Annotated in this window: 18 protein-coding genes; 4 read left to right on the top strand and 14 right to left on the bottom strand. The window is 60.2% G+C overall.

Going from position 1 to position 20,462, the window contains the following annotated elements; genetic code table 11:
- Position 1: 1 nt before the first annotated feature.
- The 13 genes from murC to BJP05_RS03510 form a co-directional block, all read right to left on the bottom strand.
- Positions 2-1,489, bottom strand: coding sequence for a UDP-N-acetylmuramate--L-alanine ligase (gene murC, locus BJP05_RS03570; RefSeq protein ID WP_070362216.1), 1,488 nt, complete (start codon positions 1,487-1,489; stop codon positions 2-4).
- 7 nt (positions 1,490-1,496) lie between these two features.
- Positions 1,497-2,576 (bottom strand): undecaprenyldiphospho-muramoylpentapeptide beta-N-acetylglucosaminyltransferase, encoded by a 1,080-nt coding sequence (gene murG / locus BJP05_RS03565; RefSeq protein WP_070362215.1) that lies wholly within the window; start codon positions 2,574-2,576, stop codon positions 1,497-1,499.
- A 33-nt stretch (positions 2,577-2,609) separates the two neighbouring features.
- The gene (locus tag BJP05_RS03560) at positions 2,610-4,109 is read right to left on the bottom strand and encodes an FtsW/RodA/SpoVE family cell cycle protein (RefSeq protein ID WP_070362214.1); all 1,500 of its coding nucleotides are present in this window, start codon (positions 4,107-4,109) and stop codon (positions 2,610-2,612) included.
- A gap of 43 nt (positions 4,110-4,152) precedes the next feature.
- Entirely contained in the window at positions 4,153-5,568 is a 1,416-nt protein-coding gene (gene murD / locus BJP05_RS03555; RefSeq protein ID WP_070362213.1) for a UDP-N-acetylmuramoyl-L-alanine--D-glutamate ligase, read from the bottom strand.
- Entirely contained in the window at positions 5,565-6,674 is a 1,110-nt protein-coding gene (mraY, locus tag BJP05_RS03550; protein WP_070362212.1) for a phospho-N-acetylmuramoyl-pentapeptide-transferase, read from the bottom strand. The genes murD and mraY overlap by 4 nt, the downstream gene beginning before the upstream one ends.
- Before the next feature lie 9 nt (positions 6,675-6,683).
- Positions 6,684-8,222 (bottom strand): UDP-N-acetylmuramoyl-tripeptide--D-alanyl-D-alanine ligase, encoded by a 1,539-nt coding sequence (gene murF, locus BJP05_RS03545; RefSeq protein WP_070362211.1) that lies wholly within the window; start codon positions 8,220-8,222, stop codon positions 6,684-6,686.
- A 9-nt stretch (positions 8,223-8,231) separates the two neighbouring features.
- A complete protein-coding gene (locus BJP05_RS03540) occupies positions 8,232-9,749 on the bottom strand; it encodes a UDP-N-acetylmuramoyl-L-alanyl-D-glutamate--2,6-diaminopimelate ligase (protein WP_070363470.1) in 1,518 nt (505 codons plus the stop codon).
- A gap of 21 nt (positions 9,750-9,770) precedes the next feature.
- Entirely contained in the window at positions 9,771-11,708 is a 1,938-nt protein-coding gene (locus tag BJP05_RS03535; RefSeq protein ID WP_370295848.1) for a peptidoglycan D,D-transpeptidase FtsI family protein, read from the bottom strand.
- A 114-nt stretch (positions 11,709-11,822) separates the two neighbouring features.
- Positions 11,823-12,530 (bottom strand): hypothetical protein, encoded by a 708-nt coding sequence (locus BJP05_RS03530; protein WP_070362209.1) that lies wholly within the window; start codon positions 12,528-12,530, stop codon positions 11,823-11,825.
- A 14-nt stretch (positions 12,531-12,544) separates the two neighbouring features.
- Positions 12,545-13,543: a 16S rRNA (cytosine(1402)-N(4))-methyltransferase RsmH gene (gene rsmH / locus BJP05_RS03525; RefSeq protein WP_141742248.1), complete on the bottom strand. Its 999-nt coding sequence runs from the start codon at positions 13,541-13,543 to the stop codon at positions 12,545-12,547.
- A gap of 202 nt (positions 13,544-13,745) precedes the next feature.
- Positions 13,746-14,180: a division/cell wall cluster transcriptional repressor MraZ gene (gene mraZ, locus BJP05_RS03520; RefSeq protein WP_070362207.1), complete on the bottom strand. Its 435-nt coding sequence runs from the start codon at positions 14,178-14,180 to the stop codon at positions 13,746-13,748.
- A 405-nt stretch (positions 14,181-14,585) separates the two neighbouring features.
- Positions 14,586-14,981 (bottom strand): DUF3040 domain-containing protein, encoded by a 396-nt coding sequence (locus BJP05_RS03515; RefSeq protein ID WP_070362206.1) that lies wholly within the window; start codon positions 14,979-14,981, stop codon positions 14,586-14,588.
- 96 nt (positions 14,982-15,077) lie between these two features.
- A complete protein-coding gene (locus tag BJP05_RS03510; RefSeq protein ID WP_070362205.1) occupies positions 15,078-15,512 on the bottom strand; it encodes an SAV_6107 family HEPN domain-containing protein in 435 nt (144 codons plus the stop codon).
- Positions 15,513-15,641: 129 nt separating this feature from the next.
- Here BJP05_RS03510 and BJP05_RS03505 point away from each other — a divergent pair, with 129 nt between their 5' ends.
- Genes BJP05_RS03505 through BJP05_RS03495 form a run of 3 tightly spaced genes read left to right on the top strand, consistent with a single transcriptional unit; the run spans position 15,642 to position 18,858 of the window.
- Positions 15,642-16,214 (top strand): GNAT family N-acetyltransferase, encoded by a 573-nt coding sequence (locus BJP05_RS03505; RefSeq protein WP_070362204.1) that lies wholly within the window; start codon positions 15,642-15,644, stop codon positions 16,212-16,214.
- A 56-nt stretch (positions 16,215-16,270) separates the two neighbouring features.
- Positions 16,271-17,383: a polyprenyl synthetase family protein gene (locus BJP05_RS03500; protein ID WP_070362203.1), complete on the top strand. Its 1,113-nt coding sequence runs from the start codon at positions 16,271-16,273 to the stop codon at positions 17,381-17,383.
- 2 nt (positions 17,384-17,385) lie between these two features.
- A complete protein-coding gene (locus tag BJP05_RS03495; protein ID WP_070362202.1) occupies positions 17,386-18,858 on the top strand; it encodes an alpha-(1->6)-mannopyranosyltransferase A in 1,473 nt (490 codons plus the stop codon).
- On the opposite strand, the gene BJP05_RS11380 is transcribed toward BJP05_RS03495, so the two are convergent.
- Positions 18,827-19,189 (bottom strand): Rv2175c family DNA-binding protein, encoded by a 363-nt coding sequence (locus BJP05_RS11380; protein WP_240492798.1) that lies wholly within the window; start codon positions 19,187-19,189, stop codon positions 18,827-18,829. The two genes, BJP05_RS03495 and BJP05_RS11380, sit on opposite strands and share 32 nt — an antisense overlap.
- Positions 19,190-19,237: 48 nt before the next feature.
- Here BJP05_RS11380 and BJP05_RS03485 point away from each other — a divergent pair, with 48 nt between their 5' ends.
- Positions 19,238-20,440 (top strand): protein kinase, encoded by a 1,203-nt coding sequence (locus BJP05_RS03485; protein WP_070362201.1) that lies wholly within the window; start codon positions 19,238-19,240, stop codon positions 20,438-20,440.
- Positions 20,441-20,462 lie beyond the last annotated feature (22 nt).

Below are 20,462 nucleotides of genomic sequence, written 5' to 3'. Positions count from 1 at the left end.
GCTAAACCTCCGTCTGCCGAAGTTGCGCGAGGATCTCATCGGCGAGCATTGTCACCGACCCAGCGCCCATCGTTAGGATGACGTCCCCAGGACGAACCATTGATGCCAGTGTCACCGGTACTGCGAGGAAATTGGGCTCAAGCACTACCGGCACCGAGCTATCCATCTTGTCAGTAATGAGCCTGCTGGTCACATCTTCAACGGGCGCTTCGCGTGCGCCGAAGATGTCCAGCACCATGACGACATCCGCGAGTGAGAGGGCGTCAGCAAACTCTTGGGCAAAGTTCTGTGTGCGCGAGTACAGGTGCGGTTGGAAGCACACCACGACGCGCGCACCCTTGCCCTCAGACTCGACTTTCTCCCGCGCCGCCGTCAACACAGCGGTGACCTCGGTTGGGTGGTGCGCGTAGTCGTCGTAGACACGGGTACCTGCGAACGGCCCGTCCTCTACGAGGCCCTTAAACTCGAAGCGGCGCCGGACACCGGAGAACCCGCTCAGCCCCGCTGCGATCCGTTCAGGTTCCGCACCCGCCAGCGTCGAGGACAACAGCGCGGCCAGGGAGTTGAGCACCATGTGCCGGCCGGGGATCGACAGGCGGTAGGAGTACTCAGCAGATGCGCCGCCGGTGTTGAGTCGAGCACGCACGTCGACGTAGGAGCCGTCGATACGCTCTTCTACAACTACTGCACCTGCGGGAATATCTGGGTGCGCTGCAGCCGCTGCTTCAGTGCCGTAGCCGACGACGTTGATGCCGCGCTGCAATGCGCGCTCACCACAGCTTGCAGCGTGCTCGTCATCCATACAAACGACGAGGAAACCGCCGGGCTGCACGCGATCAGCGAAGTCGTCGAACACCTTGAAGTATGCCTCGTGCGTGCCGAAGTAGTCCAGGTGGTCAGGCTCAATGTTGGTGATAACGGCGATATTTGGCTTGTAGCGAAGCAACGAAGCATCGGACTCGTCCGCCTCCGCCACGAAAATATCGCCCGCACCGTGGTGGGCATTGGTGCCGGCTTTGTTGAGCTGGCCACCAATCGCAAAGGAAGGGTCCTCCCCCGCAGCCTGCAACGCCACCACGGTCATGGACGTCGTGGACGTCTTGCCATGCGTGCCTGCTAGCAGGAGCTGCGTGTAACCGTCCATCAACTCGCCGAGCAGATCTGAGCGGCGAATCACAGGAATTCCCTCCTCCTTCGCACGCACCAACTCCGGGTTATCTTTCGGAATCGCAGCAAAGCTGGTGACCACGGCGGTCGGAAGTTGCCCCGTCAGCTCGAGGTTCGCGGCGTCGTGTCCAACTGCGACCTGTGCACCTTGCGAGCGCAACGCACGCACTGGACGGGAGTCTTTCACATCGGACCCGGTCACTACTGCCCCGCGGTCAAGCAGGATGTGGGCGACACCGCTCATGCCAGCGCCACCGATACCGACCAGATGTACGCGGGAAAGATCCACAGAACCAGGCGCGGTGGTGTGTTCGGAAGACATGACGGTGTTACTCCTTTGTGATAGTCGCAATGATCCGTGCAGCGAGATCTTCTGCCACACTACCCGCGCCAGAGTGCTCGAGCGCTTCTCGCATGCGCTGCATTTGCTCTGGCCGACCCAAAATCTCGTTGACGCTGCGGGCAAGCGCGTCTGGGGTGAGCTCGGCATCGTCGATGCGCACTGCCGCCCCGGTAGCTACCAGGTGCGCCGAATTGAGCCCCTGTTCGCCGTTGCCGTGCGGCAGTGGGATGTAAACGGCTGGCAGGCCAGCGGCTGAGTTTTCCGCCACGGTCATGGCGCCGGAGCGGCACACAACCATGTCCGCCACGGCATACGCAGCTTCCATGTCGTCGATGTACGGCACCGCCGTGTAGCCTTCGTGTGGCTTCGGGGCGTCGTTCTTTCTGCCGTAGGCGTGCAGCACCTGGAACCCGCGCGCCGTGATGTCCTCGATGGCCCCGGCAACAGCCCGGTTGATGCTCACCGCGCCCTGTGACCCACCGGTAATCAGAACCACCGGCTTGTCGGGGTCAAGGTCCCACATCTTGTACCCACGCTGCGCTTTCGCTCCATCCGTATCGACGCCCACTCCCGGACGCACCGGGATCCCCACGACATCACCCGGCATCCCCGAGTTCGCCACGGCGTTAATCCCGACACCACCTAGCTTGACGCCAAGCTTATTGGCCATGCCCGCCAACGCGTTCGTTTCCAAGACGAAAAATGGTAGGCGCAACGATGCCGCGGCAAGGTACGCAGACGCCGACACATAGCCACCCGTACCAAAGACTGCCTCAGCCTTCGACTCCTTCATCACCTTCCGTGTTTGGTGCACGGAACGCGCAAGTTTGAACGGCACGCCAAGAAGCTTCCATGGCTTCTTGCGCGGGATCGGCACAGGGTCAATGAGTTGAAGGTCAAAGCCGCGCGCGGGGACGATAGTGGTTTCCAGACCACGCTCAGTTCCGAGCGCAATCACATTTGCGCCGTACTGTTCACGAAGCACCTCGCCTACCGCGAGTGCCGGTTCAATATGGCCCGCGGTGCCTCCCCCTGCGAGCACCACTGTGTGCTGGGTCTTGTCCATGATGGATCCCGTCCTTTCCTTTTCGACGGCCACCTAACGGTACCGGCGTCGCTCTGATTGGTTCGGTCGTGGTCTCCGTTGCGTTACCTCGACATTCCTCGTGGGCCGGGGCGAGTGTCGCTGCGCACGGTCGTCTGGGACGACTCGGTGAGCAACAGGCACTCCGTACCGTTGCTCTCGGCGTGACTGCTCATGTATGTGAGTTCGCCCCGCGCGAGTCGCGCGCAGCTGTGCCGTCGCCTTCGGCTCCGGGACGAACAGCATTCTGTCGAAGCGTGGGCGCCCGTAGTTCTGCATGGCCGAGACTGCGTCGGGCTCGTGGCGGGCAATGGAGGCCAGCATGCCCATCGACCACAAGGTAATCACTGCCGAGGTACCACCGGCGGACAACATCGGCAGCTGAATACCCGTCACCGGCACAAGGCCGACGACGTACCCGATGTTAATGAACGCCTGCGAAACTACGCCTGCTGTTAACGAGGCAGCGGCGAGTCCCTGGAACGATGTCTGTGCGCGTTGCGCAGTGCGCAAACCGAAGTAGCCAAGGGCAGCAAACAGGGCGATCACCATAATGCCGCCCCACATACCGAGCTCTTCGCCGATGACGGCGAAGATGAAGTCGTTTCGAGCCTCTGGGAGGTAGAACCACTTCGCGCGGGACTGTCCGAGGCCGACGCCGAAGAGGGAGCCGTCGGCAAGAGAAAGGAATCCTTGGTGCGTCTGGAACGCAGCACCGCGAGTATCGCTGAAGTTTCCGAACAGCGCCTCGAAGTAGACGTGGAAGCGTTGCGAGCGGAAGCCGCCAAGCAGGAACAACATGACCGCTGCAGCACCGATGAGCCCGCAGAGGATGCCGATGGCCTTGAGCGGGAAGCCTGCGAACCACAGCACAAAGATCACGATGGCGGCAAACGACATGGTCATGCCGGCGTCACCCTGCTTCGCAATCAGGAGGATGCACACGCCCGCTCCAAGCAAGAACTGTGCGGTCGGCGACTGCCACGCAGGCGCCGATGCTGGCGGCTGCTTCTTCGACAGCACCGCAGCACCCCAAATTGCAATAGCCACACGGGCGAACTCAGAAGGCTGCATCGTCAACGAGCCGAACATCAGCCACGATTGCGAACCGACTTCCTCACGTCCGGTACCGATTAGCAGCACCAGTACCAGCAGGAACACCGCGAATAGGAATAGTGGCGTGGCCAGCTTCCGGATGCGCTCGGGCGGGACCAACAGCGAAACCCAAAACAAGACAAGGCCCGCCAGCACCATCAGGGATTGCCGAAGCGCAGTCGACCACACGCTACTCGAAGCAGCGAACGATGACGCCATCGACGAGCTCATCACCATCACGATGCCCAACGCAGCCAGCACCAGCACCACGGTCCGAATCACGGTGTAGTCAATGAGGGGCCGCTGCTCAAGCGCCGCAATGAACGACGTATGTGCCCGGCCCAGTGCGCTTTGAGGCACGTCGCGGGTGCCAGTCTTTGGCGCACGCGCCGGCGGTTGCTGTCGACGATTTCGCTTCATGGCACCTCATTACCCTTCGCTTCGAACACTGCTGTGTCTCAAGTTACTGTAGTGAAAAGTGTCGCCTGGCGGCCGCACGAAACGCGTCGCCGCGCGCAGACATACCCGGATACATGTCCAGGCTCGCGGCAGCCGGTGCCAGCACAACGCTATCGCCAGGCTGCGCATGCTCTCCAGCAAAGCGAACCACGGCGTCCATTGCCACCTCGGGGTCAGTCGAGTCAGTCGCAAAGATAGGCAGGTCAGGTGCCAGCCGCTTGACGGCGTCGTAAATTTCCATGCGGTCGACCCCAAGCAGCGCTACGGCACGCATGTGCCCCACATGTTTTTCGACGACCTCATCAATCGCAGCGCCCTTCAGCTGACCACCTGCAACCCACACGACGGTGCCCGCCCCGGTCAACGCCGAATCAGCCGCGTGCGGGTTCGTCGCCTTCGAGTTGTCGATCCACCGAACGCCGTTCGCCTCGTGGACCACGGCTCCGCGATGCCCCGCAACGTGGAAGCCTGCGAGTGCTTCACGAATCTCAGAGGGTGTCGCACCACACAGCAACGCCACGGCAGCGGCGGCGCCTGCGTCCAGCACGCCTGCAGCACCCGCGGGTTCAATGCCATTCGTATCTGCCAGTTCAAGGACCGAGCCGTCGCGGCGCGCAACGAGCTTGCCGTCGATAACACCGACCTGGCCCTCTTCGGGCTGGCCGAGCGTAAAACCGAAGAATTGCTTGCGGTCATTCTGTGCCACGATCGCTTGCACGTGCTCGTCATCGATGCCGACCACGGCGTTGGGAGCTTTGAGCACCTTCGCCTTCGCAGCCGCGTACGCCTCGAATGAGCCGTGCCAGTCAATGTGGTCGTCCGCAAGGTTGAGAAGAACTGCCGCGTTGGGAACGAGCTGGCTCGACCAATGCAACTGGAAACTGGACAGCTCGGCCACGAGCACGTCGACACGCTGGGGATCCACCACCGCGTCAGCCACGGCGGTACCGATGTTTCCGCACGCCAGCGCACGCTTACCAGTGCGGGCAGATGCCTCCTGCATCATGGCTGCGAGCATGCCAGTGGTGGTGGTTTTACCGTTCGTGCCTGTCACAACGAGCCACTCGCGCGGTGGCCCGAACACGCCCGCGCGATCCAACCGGTAGCACAGCTCGACATCACCGATGACATCGAGTTGGGCCGAGGCGGCGTCGACAAGCAGCGGCGTGTCGGGCCTCCACCCTGGAGACGTCACTACTACCTCGACCTCACCGAAGTACTCGTGTGCCAGCTGCGTATCGACGGCCCGCACTCCCCACGTGCGCTCAGCGAACTCGCGGTTTTCCTCGCTGTCGTCCGCGACGATGCATGGAACGCCGACCTGCTGGAGCATGCCGAGCACCCCTCGGCCCGAAACGCCCGCACCAGCCAGCAGCACGCCGCGGGAAATCTCTGCGGGGATCACACTCGTATCGGTCATGACAGCGTCACTCCGTTCTGTGTGAGCCACTCACCGTAGAAAATTGCGGTGCCGAGCGCGACCGCCATCGCAGCGATGAGCCAGAAACGCACAACCACGGTTGTCTCCGCCCAGCCTCCTTGCTCAAAGTGGTGGTGGAACGGCGCCATCCGGAACACGCGCTTGCCGGTGGACTTAAACGATGCCACCTGGATGACCACCGAGGCTGCCTCGAGTACGAAGAGTGCGCCGATGATGATCATCAGAAGCTCGGTCTTGGATGCCACTGACAGGCCCGCTACGAGGCCACCGAGCGCCAGCGAACCCGTATCACCCATGAAAATCTTGGCCGGGGACGCGTTCCACCACAGGAATCCAACGCAGGCACCGAAGCCTGCAGCCGCAAGCACCGCCAAGTCAAGCGGGTCGCGGACGTTGTAGCAACCCGCTGCCAGCGCTGCCTCGCAAGAATTCCGGAACTGCCAGAACGTGATCATGGTGTACGCGGCCATCACCAGAGCAGTCGTACCAGCGGCCAACCCGTCGAGCCCGTCGGTGAGGTTTACCGCGTTCGACCAAGCAGCCAGCAGAATGTAAATAAAGATCAGGAACAGGATTGCGCCAAGGATTCCGCCGCCGACCGCGATGTCAATCGTTTCGATATCGCGCACAAAACTGAGCAGGGTCGAGCCTGGCGTCAAGCCGTTCTCGTCAGGGAATCGCGTGGTCAGCAGGCCGAAAACAATGGCAATTGCAAACTGGGACACAAGCTTCGCGGTCTTGTTCAAACCGAGATTGCGCTTCATGAAGAGTTTAATGCCGTCGTCGGCAAGCCCGACCAGGCCAAGCGCCAATGTCAAGCCCAACACGATGACGCCGCTTGCGGTAAACGCCGCGTGGTTAGTGGCCAGCGCGACAATCGAGCTAGCCAAGTAGCCCAGCGTGATCGCGAGCAAAATAGCGATGCCGCCCATCGTTGGGGTGCCGCGCTTCCGCGCGTGCGACTGCGGCCCGTCCTCCCGAATTTCCTGGCCGATCTCGCGGCGGTGGAAATACCGAATCAACAAAGGTGTGACAAAAATGGAAACGAGGAAGCTAATAACTCCTGCGACAATTACTTGAATCATGTGAGACTGCTACCTTGCTTCATTCTCATTGGTTGACTTACTTTGACTGTCAAGCGTACGGGTGCGCATGAGTTGTTCAGCCACCACCCACAACTTTTGGGCGTTCGACGCTTTGACCAGCACCACTGCTGGCGGGGGTGTGGCAGTGACAATCGTAGCTTCGACAGCGTTGCTTGCCTCGGCACTATCGGCAACAGACTGTGTGGCGATGCCCTGCTGCTGTGCCGCTTGCGCCAGCGATTCCATCGCGTCACTTTGCCCCACCGCTACAAGGTCCGTGATGTTGTGCTTTACCAGTTCTCCGGCGAGCTCAGCGTGGGCTGACGCGGACTCCTCGCCGAGCTCGCCCATCTCACCGAGCACCGCTATCGAGCGCGCCCCCGGGTGTGCGGCAGCCGTCGACGCAAGCGCTGCGATACCGGCACGCATCGATTCAGGGTTTGCGTTGTACGCGTCGTTAATGACAGTCACGCCATCCTCGCGGGTGCGCACATCCATGCGATTCACGGATACGGTCCGTGCCTGGCTCAGCGCTGCCGCGATCGCTTCAGGCTGCATGCCTGCGCCGAAACCAACTGCCGCCGCAGCTAGCGCATTGCCAACCTGGTGGGCGCTGTGCACGCCCAGGTGAACTCTGTGCTGTTGCCCGTCTGGCGTGTGCATCACAAACGATGCTCGGGCAACCTCGTCCAATGAGATGTCCGTAGCAAAAAAGTCTGCTTCGGGCGATCCCTCAGCCGAAAACATCCACACCTTCGCAGTTGTGCGGGGGCGCATACCTGCAACAAATGGGTCATCGGCGTTCAAGATGGCGATTCCACCGTGATCCGCATCAGGGAGTGATTCGACTAACTCGCCCTTCGCCTGAGCAATCGCCTCGCGCGAGCCAAACTCCCCAAGGTGTGCGGAGCCGACGTTCAGCACCACGCCGATTGATGGCGGGGCAATCTTTGCAAGATGCGCGATGTGCCCAATGCCCCTCGCGGACATCTCCGCCACCAAAAACGCCGTCTCCTGTGTGCAGCGCAGCACCGTGTACGGGTGACCAATCTCGTTATTAAAGGAACCCGGAGGAGCCACGGTCTCGCCTTTGTGGCGAAGCACCGCAGCGATCAGGTCTTTCGTCGAGGTCTTCCCCGCCGATCCTGTCACGCCGACAATCGTGAGTCCGTGTTCGCGAACTAGGCGGCGAGCCACGTGCGCTGCGAGCTTCGAAAGGCCCGCGACAACACCGAGTGCACTGCCCGTTGGGTCGCTCGCAGCCAAGTCAGAGTTGTCATCTGGCCGAACCTCGGCGCACGGAACGATCACCGCAGGAGCACCCACGTCGCGCGTGGTTATGGCGGCTACCGCGCCCTGCTCCAATGCCGTGCCGACGAAGTCGTGTCCATCAACCCGCGCGCCTTTCAGCGCAAGGAAAAGGTCACCCTCAGACACCTTCCGCGAATCAAACTCGACGCCACCCGATACTTTCGCCTCGGGGTCCGCCTCCTTCGACAGCGTTCCCCCGACGATCTCGGCGATCTCACCCAACGAACATGCAATCATTATCTACTGTTACCTCGCGAAAGTTTCTAGGGCGCGACGCATCTCTTCCCGATCATCGAAGTGGTGCGTCGTAGTGCCAACAATCTGGCCGACTTCATGCCCCTTGCCAACGACAATGACCGCATCTCCCGGCTGTGCCCACTGCACCAGAGCGTCAATCGCCGCAGCGCGGTCGCCGATTTCACGCACCTCCGGGTGGTGGGGAGCATCCGCGAGTTCCAATGCACCACGCAGCACCTCCGCGCGGATCGATGCTGGGTCCTCTGTACGCGGGTTATCATCAGTCACCACTACGAAGTCAGCACGCTGCGCAGATTCGCGGCCCATAATGACGCGTTTCGACGCATCCCTGTCCCCGCCGGCGCCAACAGCAATGCCGACGCGTCCAGCCACTTGCTTTCGGAGCGTATCCAGCACGGCTGCGATGGCCGCAGGCTTATGCGCGTAGTCCACGACTGCAACAAACGGTTGCCCGCAGTCGATGCGTTCCATACGTCCAGGGACCTGCGCTTTTGATAGGCCCTTCATGAATGCATCTACATCAACGTCGGCGGTGTACGCCATAGCGGTTGCCAAGGCAGCGTTAGCCACGTTGAACGCGCCCGGCATTTGCAGCGTCAACGTGTGGGTCGAAGTCGGCGTCGATAAGGAAATCTCTTGCGCACCAGTCTTGTCTGCGGACAGCTGCTTCGCGCTCACGTCGACCCCAACTTGGCCGTGGGTGCCAACGCGAACCGGGTGCTGTGCCCGGTCAGCCATGCGCTCGCCCCACTCGTCATCGACGCAAACTACCGCGCGTTTCGCGGCACTGCGCGACGTCGGGTCAAAGAAGAGCGCCTTCGCCTCAAAGTACTCCTCCATTGTTTTATGGAAGTCCAGGTGATCCTGGCTCAGGTTTGTAAACCCAGCGACATCGAAAGACGTGCCACTCACCCTGCCAAGCATGAGCGCGTGGGAAGAAACCTCCATCACTACGTGCGTCACTCCAGCCTGCAGCATGCGGCGGAACAGAGCCTGCAGCGTCGGGGCTTCCGGGGTAGTCAGGGACGTTGGAACGTACTCGCCGAGAATCTTCGTGCCGGTGGTGCCAATCAGACCTACCTTCGCTCCTGCTGCCTCAAGCCCCTTCTCCAGCATGTACGTCACGGTAGTCTTGCCAGACGTGCCGGTAACCCCGAGCAGCGTCATGTGCTCGGATGGGTGACCATACACCTCGGCTGACACATCGCCGAGAACTTCGCGAACGTCTTCGACGACCAGCACCGGCCGCGTTTCACCTTGGCCCTCGAGGATCTTCGCGCCTGCATTGTCAGTAAAGATGGCGCCCGCTGGGCACTGCTTTGCAAACGTTGCACCATGCACGCGGGTGCCGGGCAAAGCTGCGAACAGTCCGCCTGGGGCAATCTTCGACGAATCGAGTGCAATCTCTTCAATGTGCAGCGGCTGATCTGGGGCGTTGTGGAGCGTCCCACCAGACAGCGCTGCGAGCGCCTCCAGGGTAGGCGCGTTCGGTGTTGTCTGCGTCATGTCATTCATTGTGAAACTTCCCTACTGGGCTTGCAAAACGTACTGGTCCGCTTCTGGGCTAGGCGGCAAGTTCTCCCTATTGATCAGCCAGCTGGCGATTTCAGTAAACACCGGACCTGCCGACTGTCCACCGGCTCCGCCTTCTCGTGTACCTCGCTGCGGCTCATCAAGCATGACGGCCACGACAAATCGCGGATCGTTCGCAGGCGCGATGCCAGCAAACGTAATCCAGAACTGGTTTTGCGAGTAGGCGCCAGTCTCAGGATTCACCTTTTGCGCGGTACCAGTCTTGCCCGAAAGCTGATAGCCAGGAAGTTGGCTGTTCTGGGCGGTACCGTTGTTGATCCCTGCCGGGTCGTTTTGGAACGTGGAACGGAACATGTCCACGACTGTGCGTGCCGTCGCCTCCGACACCACACGATGCCGCTCAGGCTCGGGCTGTTCCAGCGGTGTGCCCTCTGCACTTTCAATGCTGCGGATAATGCGAGGCGTAATCCGCTCGCCACCGTTGGCAAGCGTTTGATAGACGCTGGCCATCTGAAGCGCTGTCCAGCTCATTCCCTGCCCAATTGGTAGGTTCGCAAACGTTCCTCCGGACCACTGCTCTAGCACTGGCAACAGACCGGCGGACTCGTTGGGCAGCTCAATGCCGGTTGTGTTTCCGATTCCGAAGCGCTGCAGGTAATCCCAATAGCGCTCCTCGCCCAGCTTCTGCGCAATCTGCAAGGTGCCCACATTCGAGGACTTCCCGAAGATGCCCGCTGTGGTGTACGGCATTACACCATGCTCCCACGCATCGCGCACAGTAATACCAGCCATGTCGATAGAGCCCGGCACTTGGTGTACTTCTTCCGGAGTAGTCACCTTCTCCTCAATTGCCGCAGTCGCCGCGATAATCTTCGCCACGGAACCCGGCTCAAACGGGTGCGAGATCGCGTTATTGCTGAAGTCCTTCCCTTCGCGCAGCTGCCGCTCGATGTCCCCGTTCGGGTCAATAGTGGAGGTATTCGCCATTGCTAGCACTTCACCACTGCGGGCATCGAGCACTACTGCCTCGGCGTCCTTTGCCAACGAGTTCCGTTTCGCGTTCTCCAGAGTCTGCTGCACAAACGACTGCAGGTCCAGGTCGATCGTCAAGGTGATCTTCGCGCCATCCACCGCGGGTACAACGTCGCGCAGCGTACCGGGGATGGACTGCCCGTCGTTCGACACGTCCTCTGTCTTGCGCCCGTTGATCCCGGTGAGCACCGCATCACTCGATGCTTCAAGCCCAAACTGTCCCTGCCCGTCCATCGACACCTTGCCGAGGATGTTTTCAGCAATCGCCCCGTTCGGGTACTGCCGGATGTCCTGGTGGTCCGAGGCCACGCCGTGGAACTCAGCAGCAATGTTCGACGCCACATCAGGGTCCACGTTCCGGACAAGTACCTCGTAGTTCGAATCCGCGTGCAGCTTCTCGAGGATGTCGCGTGCGTCAACCTTGCCCACACTGCGCATATCGTCATTGTCTCGTCGCCTATCGACGTCCTCTTCGCCCATTGCCTCGCCAATCATGACGGGAATCTCGTTGGCCATCGTGCGCAGAATATCCTCGACTCTCGCGTCAACCATGGCTCGCGTCGCGTCATCGTCGAGATTCGGAATGTTTTCATTGAGCATGACCTGCTCACGCAATTCCTTACGAAGCGTCACCGGCGACACAGTCAACGACCGCGCCTGCATCGTGTACGCCAGGTGGTTACCTTCGCGGTCCACGATCTCACCGCGCCGCGCGGGGTCAGTGTAAATCCTGGCGCGCTGCGACTGCGCCTGCTCGCGCAGCTGTGGGCCCCACACCACCTGCACAAGAAACAGCCTGCCGACCAAAAATACGCTGACTACAAGAAACAGAATTACTGCCCATTGGGACCGCTGGTGCAACACACTTCGCCGTGTCTTAGGCGCTTGAGGTGCTTGCAGGGCACGTGGCCGAGCAGTTCGTTTTCTCCGGTCCGGGTGCGATTCGACCACTGCCCTATATTCACCTCACTCAATTGCATTCAACGGGTAAGAAACGATTCGTGCCCTTAGAGCTTAGAGCGTAGGTGGGACATTCGGCGCATACGGCGCCACGTTGTCCAAACGAGAAGTGCTGCCAAGCACGTTATTGCCAGGAAGCTGCGTCAAAGAATCACCGATTTCGCGAGTTGCTTGCTGGTCACTCGACGCGCGCCCAGATCGTGCGTGAGACTCATTCACGTCCACCACACCGACAGTTGCGTTCGGGTCGAACGGACGCTGCTCATGCACACTGCCATCTTCATGCACCGCAACGATCCCTGGAGCCGATGGAACCAACAGGCCTGCGTCACCTGCACGTTGTGCAATCTCTGCGGATGATTTGCGGTCCTCAAGGTCGCGGGTCAGCGATTCGACACGGTTGGTCAGCTCTCGTTCCTGCGCCTGAAGGCGCTGAATGGTAAACGTTTGCGTCGTCGACAAAGCGCTGAGCCCCATCGCAGCAACAACCCCGAATACCAGCAGTACCACCGTCACTGTGAACGTCAGCGACAACTGTTTCTTAGCGACAGCCGGCTGCGCAATCCTCCTGCCGCGGTAGGACACAATCTGCTTCGACCCCAACCGCCCGTGAGTACGCGGGTGTGGGACGTGTGGCCGAATTCCCGGGTTGAGCAGCCGAGTGTTCGCGCTACGCTGCTGGCCGGAGCGCCGCGTCTGCGGGCGCGCCTGATCACCGCGCGTCAGCGTCATGTTCGATCCGCTGTGCTCTCGTGCTGCCATGATTGATCAGTTCCTTAGTTGCCTTGTGCTAGTTTCTCGACACCACGTACCCGTACGGACGCCGCTCTAGGGTTATGTTCAATTTCAGTTTTCGACGCCTTCTCCGACCCATTTGTGATGGATCGAAACAGCGGCTGCGTACCGGGTAAGTCCATCGGGAGCCCCGGTGGGGTTTTCGACTCCGTGAGTTCCCGAAACGCCGCCTTGACGATTTTGTCTTCCAGCGATTGATAGCTCATGAAGACCGCACGTCCACCAACTCCGAGGAGGTCAGTAATGACGGGGAGGACTTGCTCGACCGCTTCGAGCTCGCGGTTCACTTCGACCCGCAGCGCCTGAAACGTTCGCTTTGCCGGGTGCCCGCCCGACCTACGTGTGGCTGCCGGAATCGTGTCGTACAGCAGCTCCACCAGACGCGCACTCGTTGTGAATGGCTCCTGTTCACGCTGCTGAACAATCGCCCGAGCAATCTTTCCCGCAAAACGCTCGTCTCCGTACGTCTTCAAAATGCGTGCCAAGTCACCGTGCGAGTAGGTATTCAGCACGTCAGCTGCAGTGAGCGATTGCGTCGTATCCATCCGCATATCTAGCGGGGCATCGACCTTGTACGCGAAACCGCGTTCTTCCTGATCGAGCTGCATCGAAGAAACGCCAAGGTCAAACAGCGCCCCGGCAACTCCATTTTCGCGGACGATGCCGAAAGGCACCCGCTCGTCAGAAGCCGCAACTTCGCCAATTGCGTCAAAACGGGCTTGCACCGGAACAAAACGGTCGCCGAATGGAGCCAGACGCTCCGTTGCCGCAGCTAACGCGTTTGGGTCGCGGTCGATTCCAATAACGTACGCGTTTGGAAATGTAGAAAGAAAGTACTCAGTGTGGCCGCCTGCCCCGAGGGTGCCGTCGACAATCACTGCGCGATCGCCGAATTGCTCAACTGCTGGTGCGAGCAATTCCGCCATCCGGTTACGCATCACGGGAACGTGGCCACGGTTTGCCACCGGATCAAAGTCCATCGCGGCTTCTACCATTGTCGGGCACACTCCCTTCACTGCGTTGTTCTGAAAATTACCTACACCCATGTTTGGGGAGCGTATAGAGCCCTACCCCGGGCGGCTGCTCTGATGTCGGGGAAGTACACCAGAACGCTTCACGCCCGGGATAGAGTCCGTACACGCTCTCCGTCAGTAGTCGATGTCCACTGTCAGGTAGTCAGCCTTACAGCAGACCGGAGAGTATGTCGTCGTCATCCGCCGCCGAGAAGGCGGCTTCAGTCTCTTCTTGATATTGAGCCCAGGATTGTGCATCCCAGATCTCGAGAAAATCTACAGAACCGATGACCACGCACTCCTTGGAAAGGTTTGCGTATTCCCGGTGCGACGCCGACAACGTGATACGACCAGAACCGTCAAGCGTTTGCTCATCCGCACTGGCAGCCAGATTACGAATGAACGCTCGAGCCTTCGGGTTCGTGCGGGATGCTGCAGCAGCCTTTTTGGCTCGCGCTGCGAACTCCGCACGGGGGTAGACCGCCAAAGAGTGATCTTGCCCCTTGGTCACCATCAGCCCGTCCGCGAGGTCCTCTCGGAACTTCGCAGGCAGCGTCAAGCGTCCTTTGTCATCAAGCTTGGGAGTGTAGGTTCCCAGAAACATCGGGCGACCCACCTTCCTCCACGCCGTCAGACACGTGATGTATGTAGTTTTCTCTGCTTCGTGCGACAAAGGTGTGTAGTCAGCACACCACCGCGCCTTCCGCTACGCCCCACTTTAACCCACTGTGCCCCACAAATGCCACACCACACACAAAAAAGATTACCGACTTCAACATAACCGCAGGTCAACGAGTAAGAAAACGGTGGGGCTCCCTCCCCCTTTCGCGCTTCACAATAGCCACAATCACCCCACTAGTCGACTAGATACGCAAAGAAATACCCACAAAAGTCCATCTCCGCATACACGTGTGGGCAAAAGTGGAGAATGTGGGTGAAAGTGGGGCGCTTGGCTTCGCCCACACAATAAAAAACGCCCCCAGTAAAGGGGGCGTGGTCCTTTTTAGGATTAAGGCCGATCCTCGAACCGGCGTTTAAAGTTCTGCTCCATCGAGCTCACTCGAGGAGACTTCGGCTGGTTCCGGGAAACATTCCGCAACTGCGATACAGATGGGCCATGCGCTGGGGTGCGCAACGCCATGATTCCACCAGCCATCATGACGCCGAACCCGATAACGCTAATGATTACTGTCCAAATGGAAAGCGAGGCAAGCGCAACACCGCCGAGCAACAACACCACTCCAAGCACCATTAACGCAACGCTGCGCATCGTAATCCGGCCTGTGGACGATGGAGCCGCATAGTCGGCGTTTCGGCCGACGCTTTGCACAAATGAAGGGTCATCTGCCATGAGTGACTGCTCAATTGCGCGGAGTGCTTGCTGCTCCTGTTCAGAAAGTGACACTGCTCTACTCCCAAGCTCCAAAGCGGACGTTGCTATCCATACAACGGCCATCCTAGCGCCTTTGTTCCCCGGGAGACGAGGGCAAGATTGCCCCGGCTAAGCCGCAACACCATTTCCGGCAGGAAGTGCCTCGAGGTGGAACTGTTCCGCCTGCTCAAGCAACTGCGCAACCCTGCCAGCTGGCGGCATATGCTCAATCCCCGAGGCAACGCGGCCGCGTTCCCGCGAGAACGACTCAAACACATTCGCCCACCGCTCACCGCCCTTCCCCGTGAGCGCAAGCTTCTTCCACGCACTACTTGGCAGCCGCTTTCGCTTCTGAATTACCGGACTATCGGAACACACCGCACCCGCAGTCCGCAGCGCTGCACGGTAGGCATATTCCATAGCCTCGTCGTACGCCCCCTCCTCAAATCGCCCATAGGCATACGTGAGGCAACCATCGGCAGTTTCAAGAAACTGGTCACGCTTCGATTGACGGACGCGAGCACCGTAAACTTCGTTCGTTGTCGCAGAGATAACGCTGTTCATGTTGATTTCTCCTTCATTTCCCTTTCGCATTTGAGATGAATATAGAAAATGGGTCCGACAAACCCCCCAGAACTTCGCTCATTTGTTCGAATATGGCGAAACTTCCCGAACTCATGGTTCGATAAAGGCATGAAGACCGAAATCCGCCGACTCACATCGGCCGAGTACCTTCTTGCAACGCCTGCACTCGTCGACCTCTATATAGAGGCCATGGACTACCCGGTCAATGTTCGGGCGCAACGCATCTCCTCCTGGCGCCAAGAGGCTCTCTCCCCAGGCTTCACTGCAATCGCGGCAGTTGCTGACGACACGATCATCGGCATTGCATACGGAATGTTGGGACAGCGTGAACGATGGTGGGATCAGCAGCTCAGGCGGGCGCTTGCCATGCAAGGGGGGCCGTCGAAAAGCGAAAAGGAGTTACTCCAAAGCTACTTTGAGGTCGCTGAAATCCATGTGCTCCCTAGCTATCAAGGGAGAGGTATCGGCGCGAGGTTGCTCCGGGAGCTCCTGCGCCTTGCGCCGGCAAAATTTGCTCTACTGTCTACCCCTGAGGTCGAGCACGAGGACAACGGTGCGTTCAAGCTCTACCGCAAATTTGGGTTCTCCGACGTCGCACGTAACTACCTCTACCCCGCTGATCCGCGGCCATTTGCGATTCTTGGGCGATCGCTGCCACTCAGCGCCTCACCAATGTTGTAGGTTTGTCGTGGTAACTCGGTAGTCTCTAGGTGCATACGTCTACGACAGATTCTGGAATGGAGCACAACGTGTCTGAAGTATCCTCACAAGGGCCGACGCTCGAGGCTATCCCCGCACTTGTTGAGGAGCAGCTTCGCGTGTTCTTCGACGGCCAGGAATCGGTAGTCGCGGAAATTGGTGCCCCAGTGGAGGACGCAGTCTCTTACCTGCGCAAGTTTGTCCTCGGTGGAGGCAAGCGGATACGGCCACTCTACGGTTGGGCTGGCTTCATCGGCGCAGGAGGGCTTGACCACAGCCAGGAGAACCCCGACGCGGTGCTGCGCGCAGTGAGCTCGCTCGAGTTCATTCAGGCATGTGCGCTCATCCACGACGACATTATCGACGCCTCCGACACCCGGCGCGGCAACCCAACAGTGCACCGCGCGGTTGAGGCTACGCACCGCAACGAAGGCTACCGTGGTGACGCCGCTTCGTTCGGCGAGCACTCGGCCATTTTGATTGGCGATCTTGCGCTGGTGTGGGCAGAAGACATGTGGCGATACTCGGGGCTCACGAATGATGCCCTCGACCGCGCGGCGAAGCCGTGGGTGGGGATGCGCACTGAGGTGATCGGCGGCCAGCTGCTGGACATCATGTTAGAGGCTAAGGGCAGCGAATCTGTTGAGCTCGCAGACAAGGTGAATCGGTACAAGACCGCTGCGTACACGATTGAACGGCCGCTCCACCTTGGCGCCGCGATTGCCGGCGCGCCGGATGCAACGATCGCCGCGTTCCGTGGTTACGGACGTGATATTGGCATTGCGTACCAGCTCCGCGATGACATCCTTGGGGTCTTCGGTGAACCTGAGGTGACCGGCAAGCCGGCTGGCGACGATATCCGTGAGGGCAAGCGTACCGTCTTGTTCGCCACTGCGCTGGCAAACTTGGACGCGTCCGATCCTGCCGCAGCGCAACGCCTTCGCGACGGGATTGGTGTCGCAGCATCGCCAGAGGAGCTTTCCGAACTCGCAGAGCTTATTCAAGAAAGTGGCGCCGTCGAGGCAGTAGAGGCGCGCATCGACCGCCTCACTGAATCAGGCCTGCAGCACCTTTCGGACGCAGGGATTGATGATGCAGTTGCGCAGTTCATGCGTGACTTAGCTATCAAAGCCACGGCTAGGCGTATGTAGCAATGAAGTCTCTTTCGCCGACACGACTAGGGCTGCTGGCAAGTATCTTGGTGGCCCTTGGTTCCTTTGGGGCCGGCGCCACCCGCAACCGTGGCGGCGTGATGCGTATGTTGGGCGTCGACAATTTGACGTACGGGCACGGGCGTGCGCTCATGGACATCACGATGAGCGTCGGCATCGTTTTGTTGTTGCTTGCCTGGCTGTGGCTGTGGCGTACGCGTCCCACCTTCGATACGGTACGGCGCACCACCTGGCTGTGGACCGCACCACTCGCGCTGAGCGCACCGATGCTCTCGCGCGACGTGTACTCCTATCTGATGCAAGGCGCCATGCTTCGCGACGGCTTCGACCCATACTCAGAAGGTGCGGCCGTCAACCCCGGCCCGCTGCTGTGGGAAGTCTCGCACGACTGGCGCAACACCACCACCCCGTACGGTCCGCTGCACCTGGGGTTAGGCAAGCTGATCACACTGGTAACTGGCGATAGTGTAGGCGCCGGCATCGTTGCATATCGGCTCCTAGCGCTGGCGGGTTTCGCGCTGATTATCATCACGGTCCCGAAAATTGCGCAGCAGCTCGGCGGCGACAGTGCATTTGCGCTCTGGATTGGAGCGACGAACCCCTTGATGCTGCTGCATATGGTTGGCGGCATGCACAACGAGGCCGTGATGGTGGGGCTCGTCAGCGTCGGCATCGTGTGGGCACTAGGCCGCCCAGCAACCTTCGCCACTTTTAGTGGCGCCATCGCTGTGGTGGCTGTTGCGGTCTCGCTCAAGGCCACGGCTGCCGTGGCGATGCCTTTCATCGTGTGGCTGATGGTTGCCCATTTCGCGGGTGCATCAGCATCTGTGCTTAAGAAGTGCGGCGTGTTCATCCTTGCCACGGCTTGGTCTATCGCGCTGACAGGCGGGGTGCTTTATGTTGTCACCGCGGCGTCTGGCGCGTCGTGGGGATGGCTGGCTGAGATCTCCGGCAACTCGAAGGTGATCAACCCGTTGGCAGGGCCCACGCTGGTCACCGAGATACTCACTCCCGGGTTCCAGCTTTTCGACGACCACTTCTACTACAACAGCCTGCTCGTTGTCGTGCGCGCGGCCGCTTCCATCCTGATGTTGGTGGCGTTAGCCGTTGTGTGGTGGTGGTTCCGCCCGAAACCGGGTGCAGCGAACGACGTGCGCGCTGTCCAGGGCACGACCGCCGCGTACGTCGCCGCGTTCATCACGAATGCGGTCACGCTCCCCTGGTACTACGCGTCGATTTTGGCACTCGTGGGAACTTTCCGGGCACCGCGGTGGGTGCAACAGGTCGCCGTGGGTGCGAGCGTGATCATCGTGCTGGCGTTTACAGGCGGCGGTAACCACCGCTTTTACGATGCCTGGTTCCTCGTCGCGGCACCGTTCGTGGCCTTTGCAGCAGTGCTTGCGGTGTGGCCGTTCAAGCAGGCTAAAACGCCATCGCCTGTGCTCGGCGAATAACTTCGCGGGCACCATGGCCGTGCAGCGCGTCGATTGGACGGCCGCTCAGTGATTCATCGGGGGTGAATAGGTACTGGAGCGACTCTTCGGGGGAAAAGCCGCCGTCCGCAAGCACGGTGATTGCACCGCTGATGAACTTTGACATTTCGCCGTCCGCCAGCAGGAGCGCAGGAATGTAATTCACGCCGTCCTTGCGGTAAACGAGGAGCTTGTCGGCGTGAACATAGTCGTGGATTTTTGTGACTGGAACGCCGAGTGTTTCCGCAACTTCGGGAAAGGTCAGCAGTTCATCGTGTTCGAGCAAAGAATCAATAGTCTGTTGAGCACTCACGACCGACAGTTTACGCGTCGAGAGCACGTTTGGGCCATACTGGAGCGCATGGCACAGCTCGCAGTTGGAGACACGCTGGACAACCGGTACATCATCGATCGCCCCATCGCACGCGGTGGCATGGCGACGGTATACCGCTGCGTCGATACGCGTTTAGGCCGTGAAGTTGCCGCCAAGGTGATGCACGAGTCCTACGTGCATGACAGCGTGTTTCGTGAGAGGTTTCGTCGAGAAGCTCGGGCGATGGCCCAGCTTTCCCACCCCAACCTGGTCAACGTGTACGACTTCGCTGCCCAAGGCGAACCCACGAACCAAGTATTTTTAATCATGGAGCTCATTACCGGTGGAACACTGCGTGAGCTGCTCGCCGAGCGCGGTCCCATGCCACCGCACGCCGCCGCCGAGGTAATGCGGGCTGTGCTCACTGGCCTCGCGGTCGCGCACCAAAAAGGAATGGTGCACCGCGATATCAAACCGGACAATATCCTGATTAACAGCGATCACAGCGTCAAGCTTGCGGACTTCGGCCTTGTGCGCGCAGTCTCAGACATCACGCATTCCACCGACCAGATCGTAGGTACGGTCGCCTACCTCTCCCCCGAGCAAGTGGACGGTTCACCGATCACGCAGGCCTCCGACGTCTATTCCGCGGGCATCGTGCTCTTTGAGCTACTCACCGGCCAGCAGCCCTTCAACGGCGATACCCCCATCGCGCACGCCTTCGCACGGCTACATGATGTGGTGCCCGCGCCCAGCTCTCGGATCGGAGGCGTACCAAAGCTTTTCGACGAACTCGTGGCCACCGCCACCGCGACCGACCCCCACGACCGCTTCCATGATGCATCGGAGTTCCTCGCTGCGCTCAACGACGTAGCGGACGCGCTTGAGCTACCACCCTACGCGGTACCAGCACCAAGGCATTCCGCAGCGAATCGTGCCGCAGCTCACCCCACGCAGTTTCGCCTCCGGCCGAATTCAACAGATGATTCCCCAAGAACTCGTGTAGATGCGCCGACAGTCCAGCCCCCGGTACCTGCGCCGCCACCACCACAGGTGCCAGCCCCGGCTCCACCGCAAGCCCCGCTTTCCCCGGCGCGACCTCGCAAGCCGGTGAGCAACCGCTCGGGAATCGGCCTGGCAGTTTTCCTAGTGTTCAGCGCAATCTGCACAGGCTTGGTTGCGGTGGGCGGCTGGTGGCTCGGGTCCGGCATGTACGGCGAGATTCCGCAGATCCTCCTACCGATGCCCTAAGGCGCCACCACTGCGCGCAATC

Origin of the sequence: Corynebacterium sp. NML98-0116, assembly GCF_001767255.1 — a bacterium.
GTDB lineage: Bacteria > Actinomycetota > Actinomycetes > Mycobacteriales > Mycobacteriaceae > Corynebacterium > Corynebacterium pseudogenitalium.
This window is presented reverse-complemented; position numbering and strand designations above follow the sequence as displayed.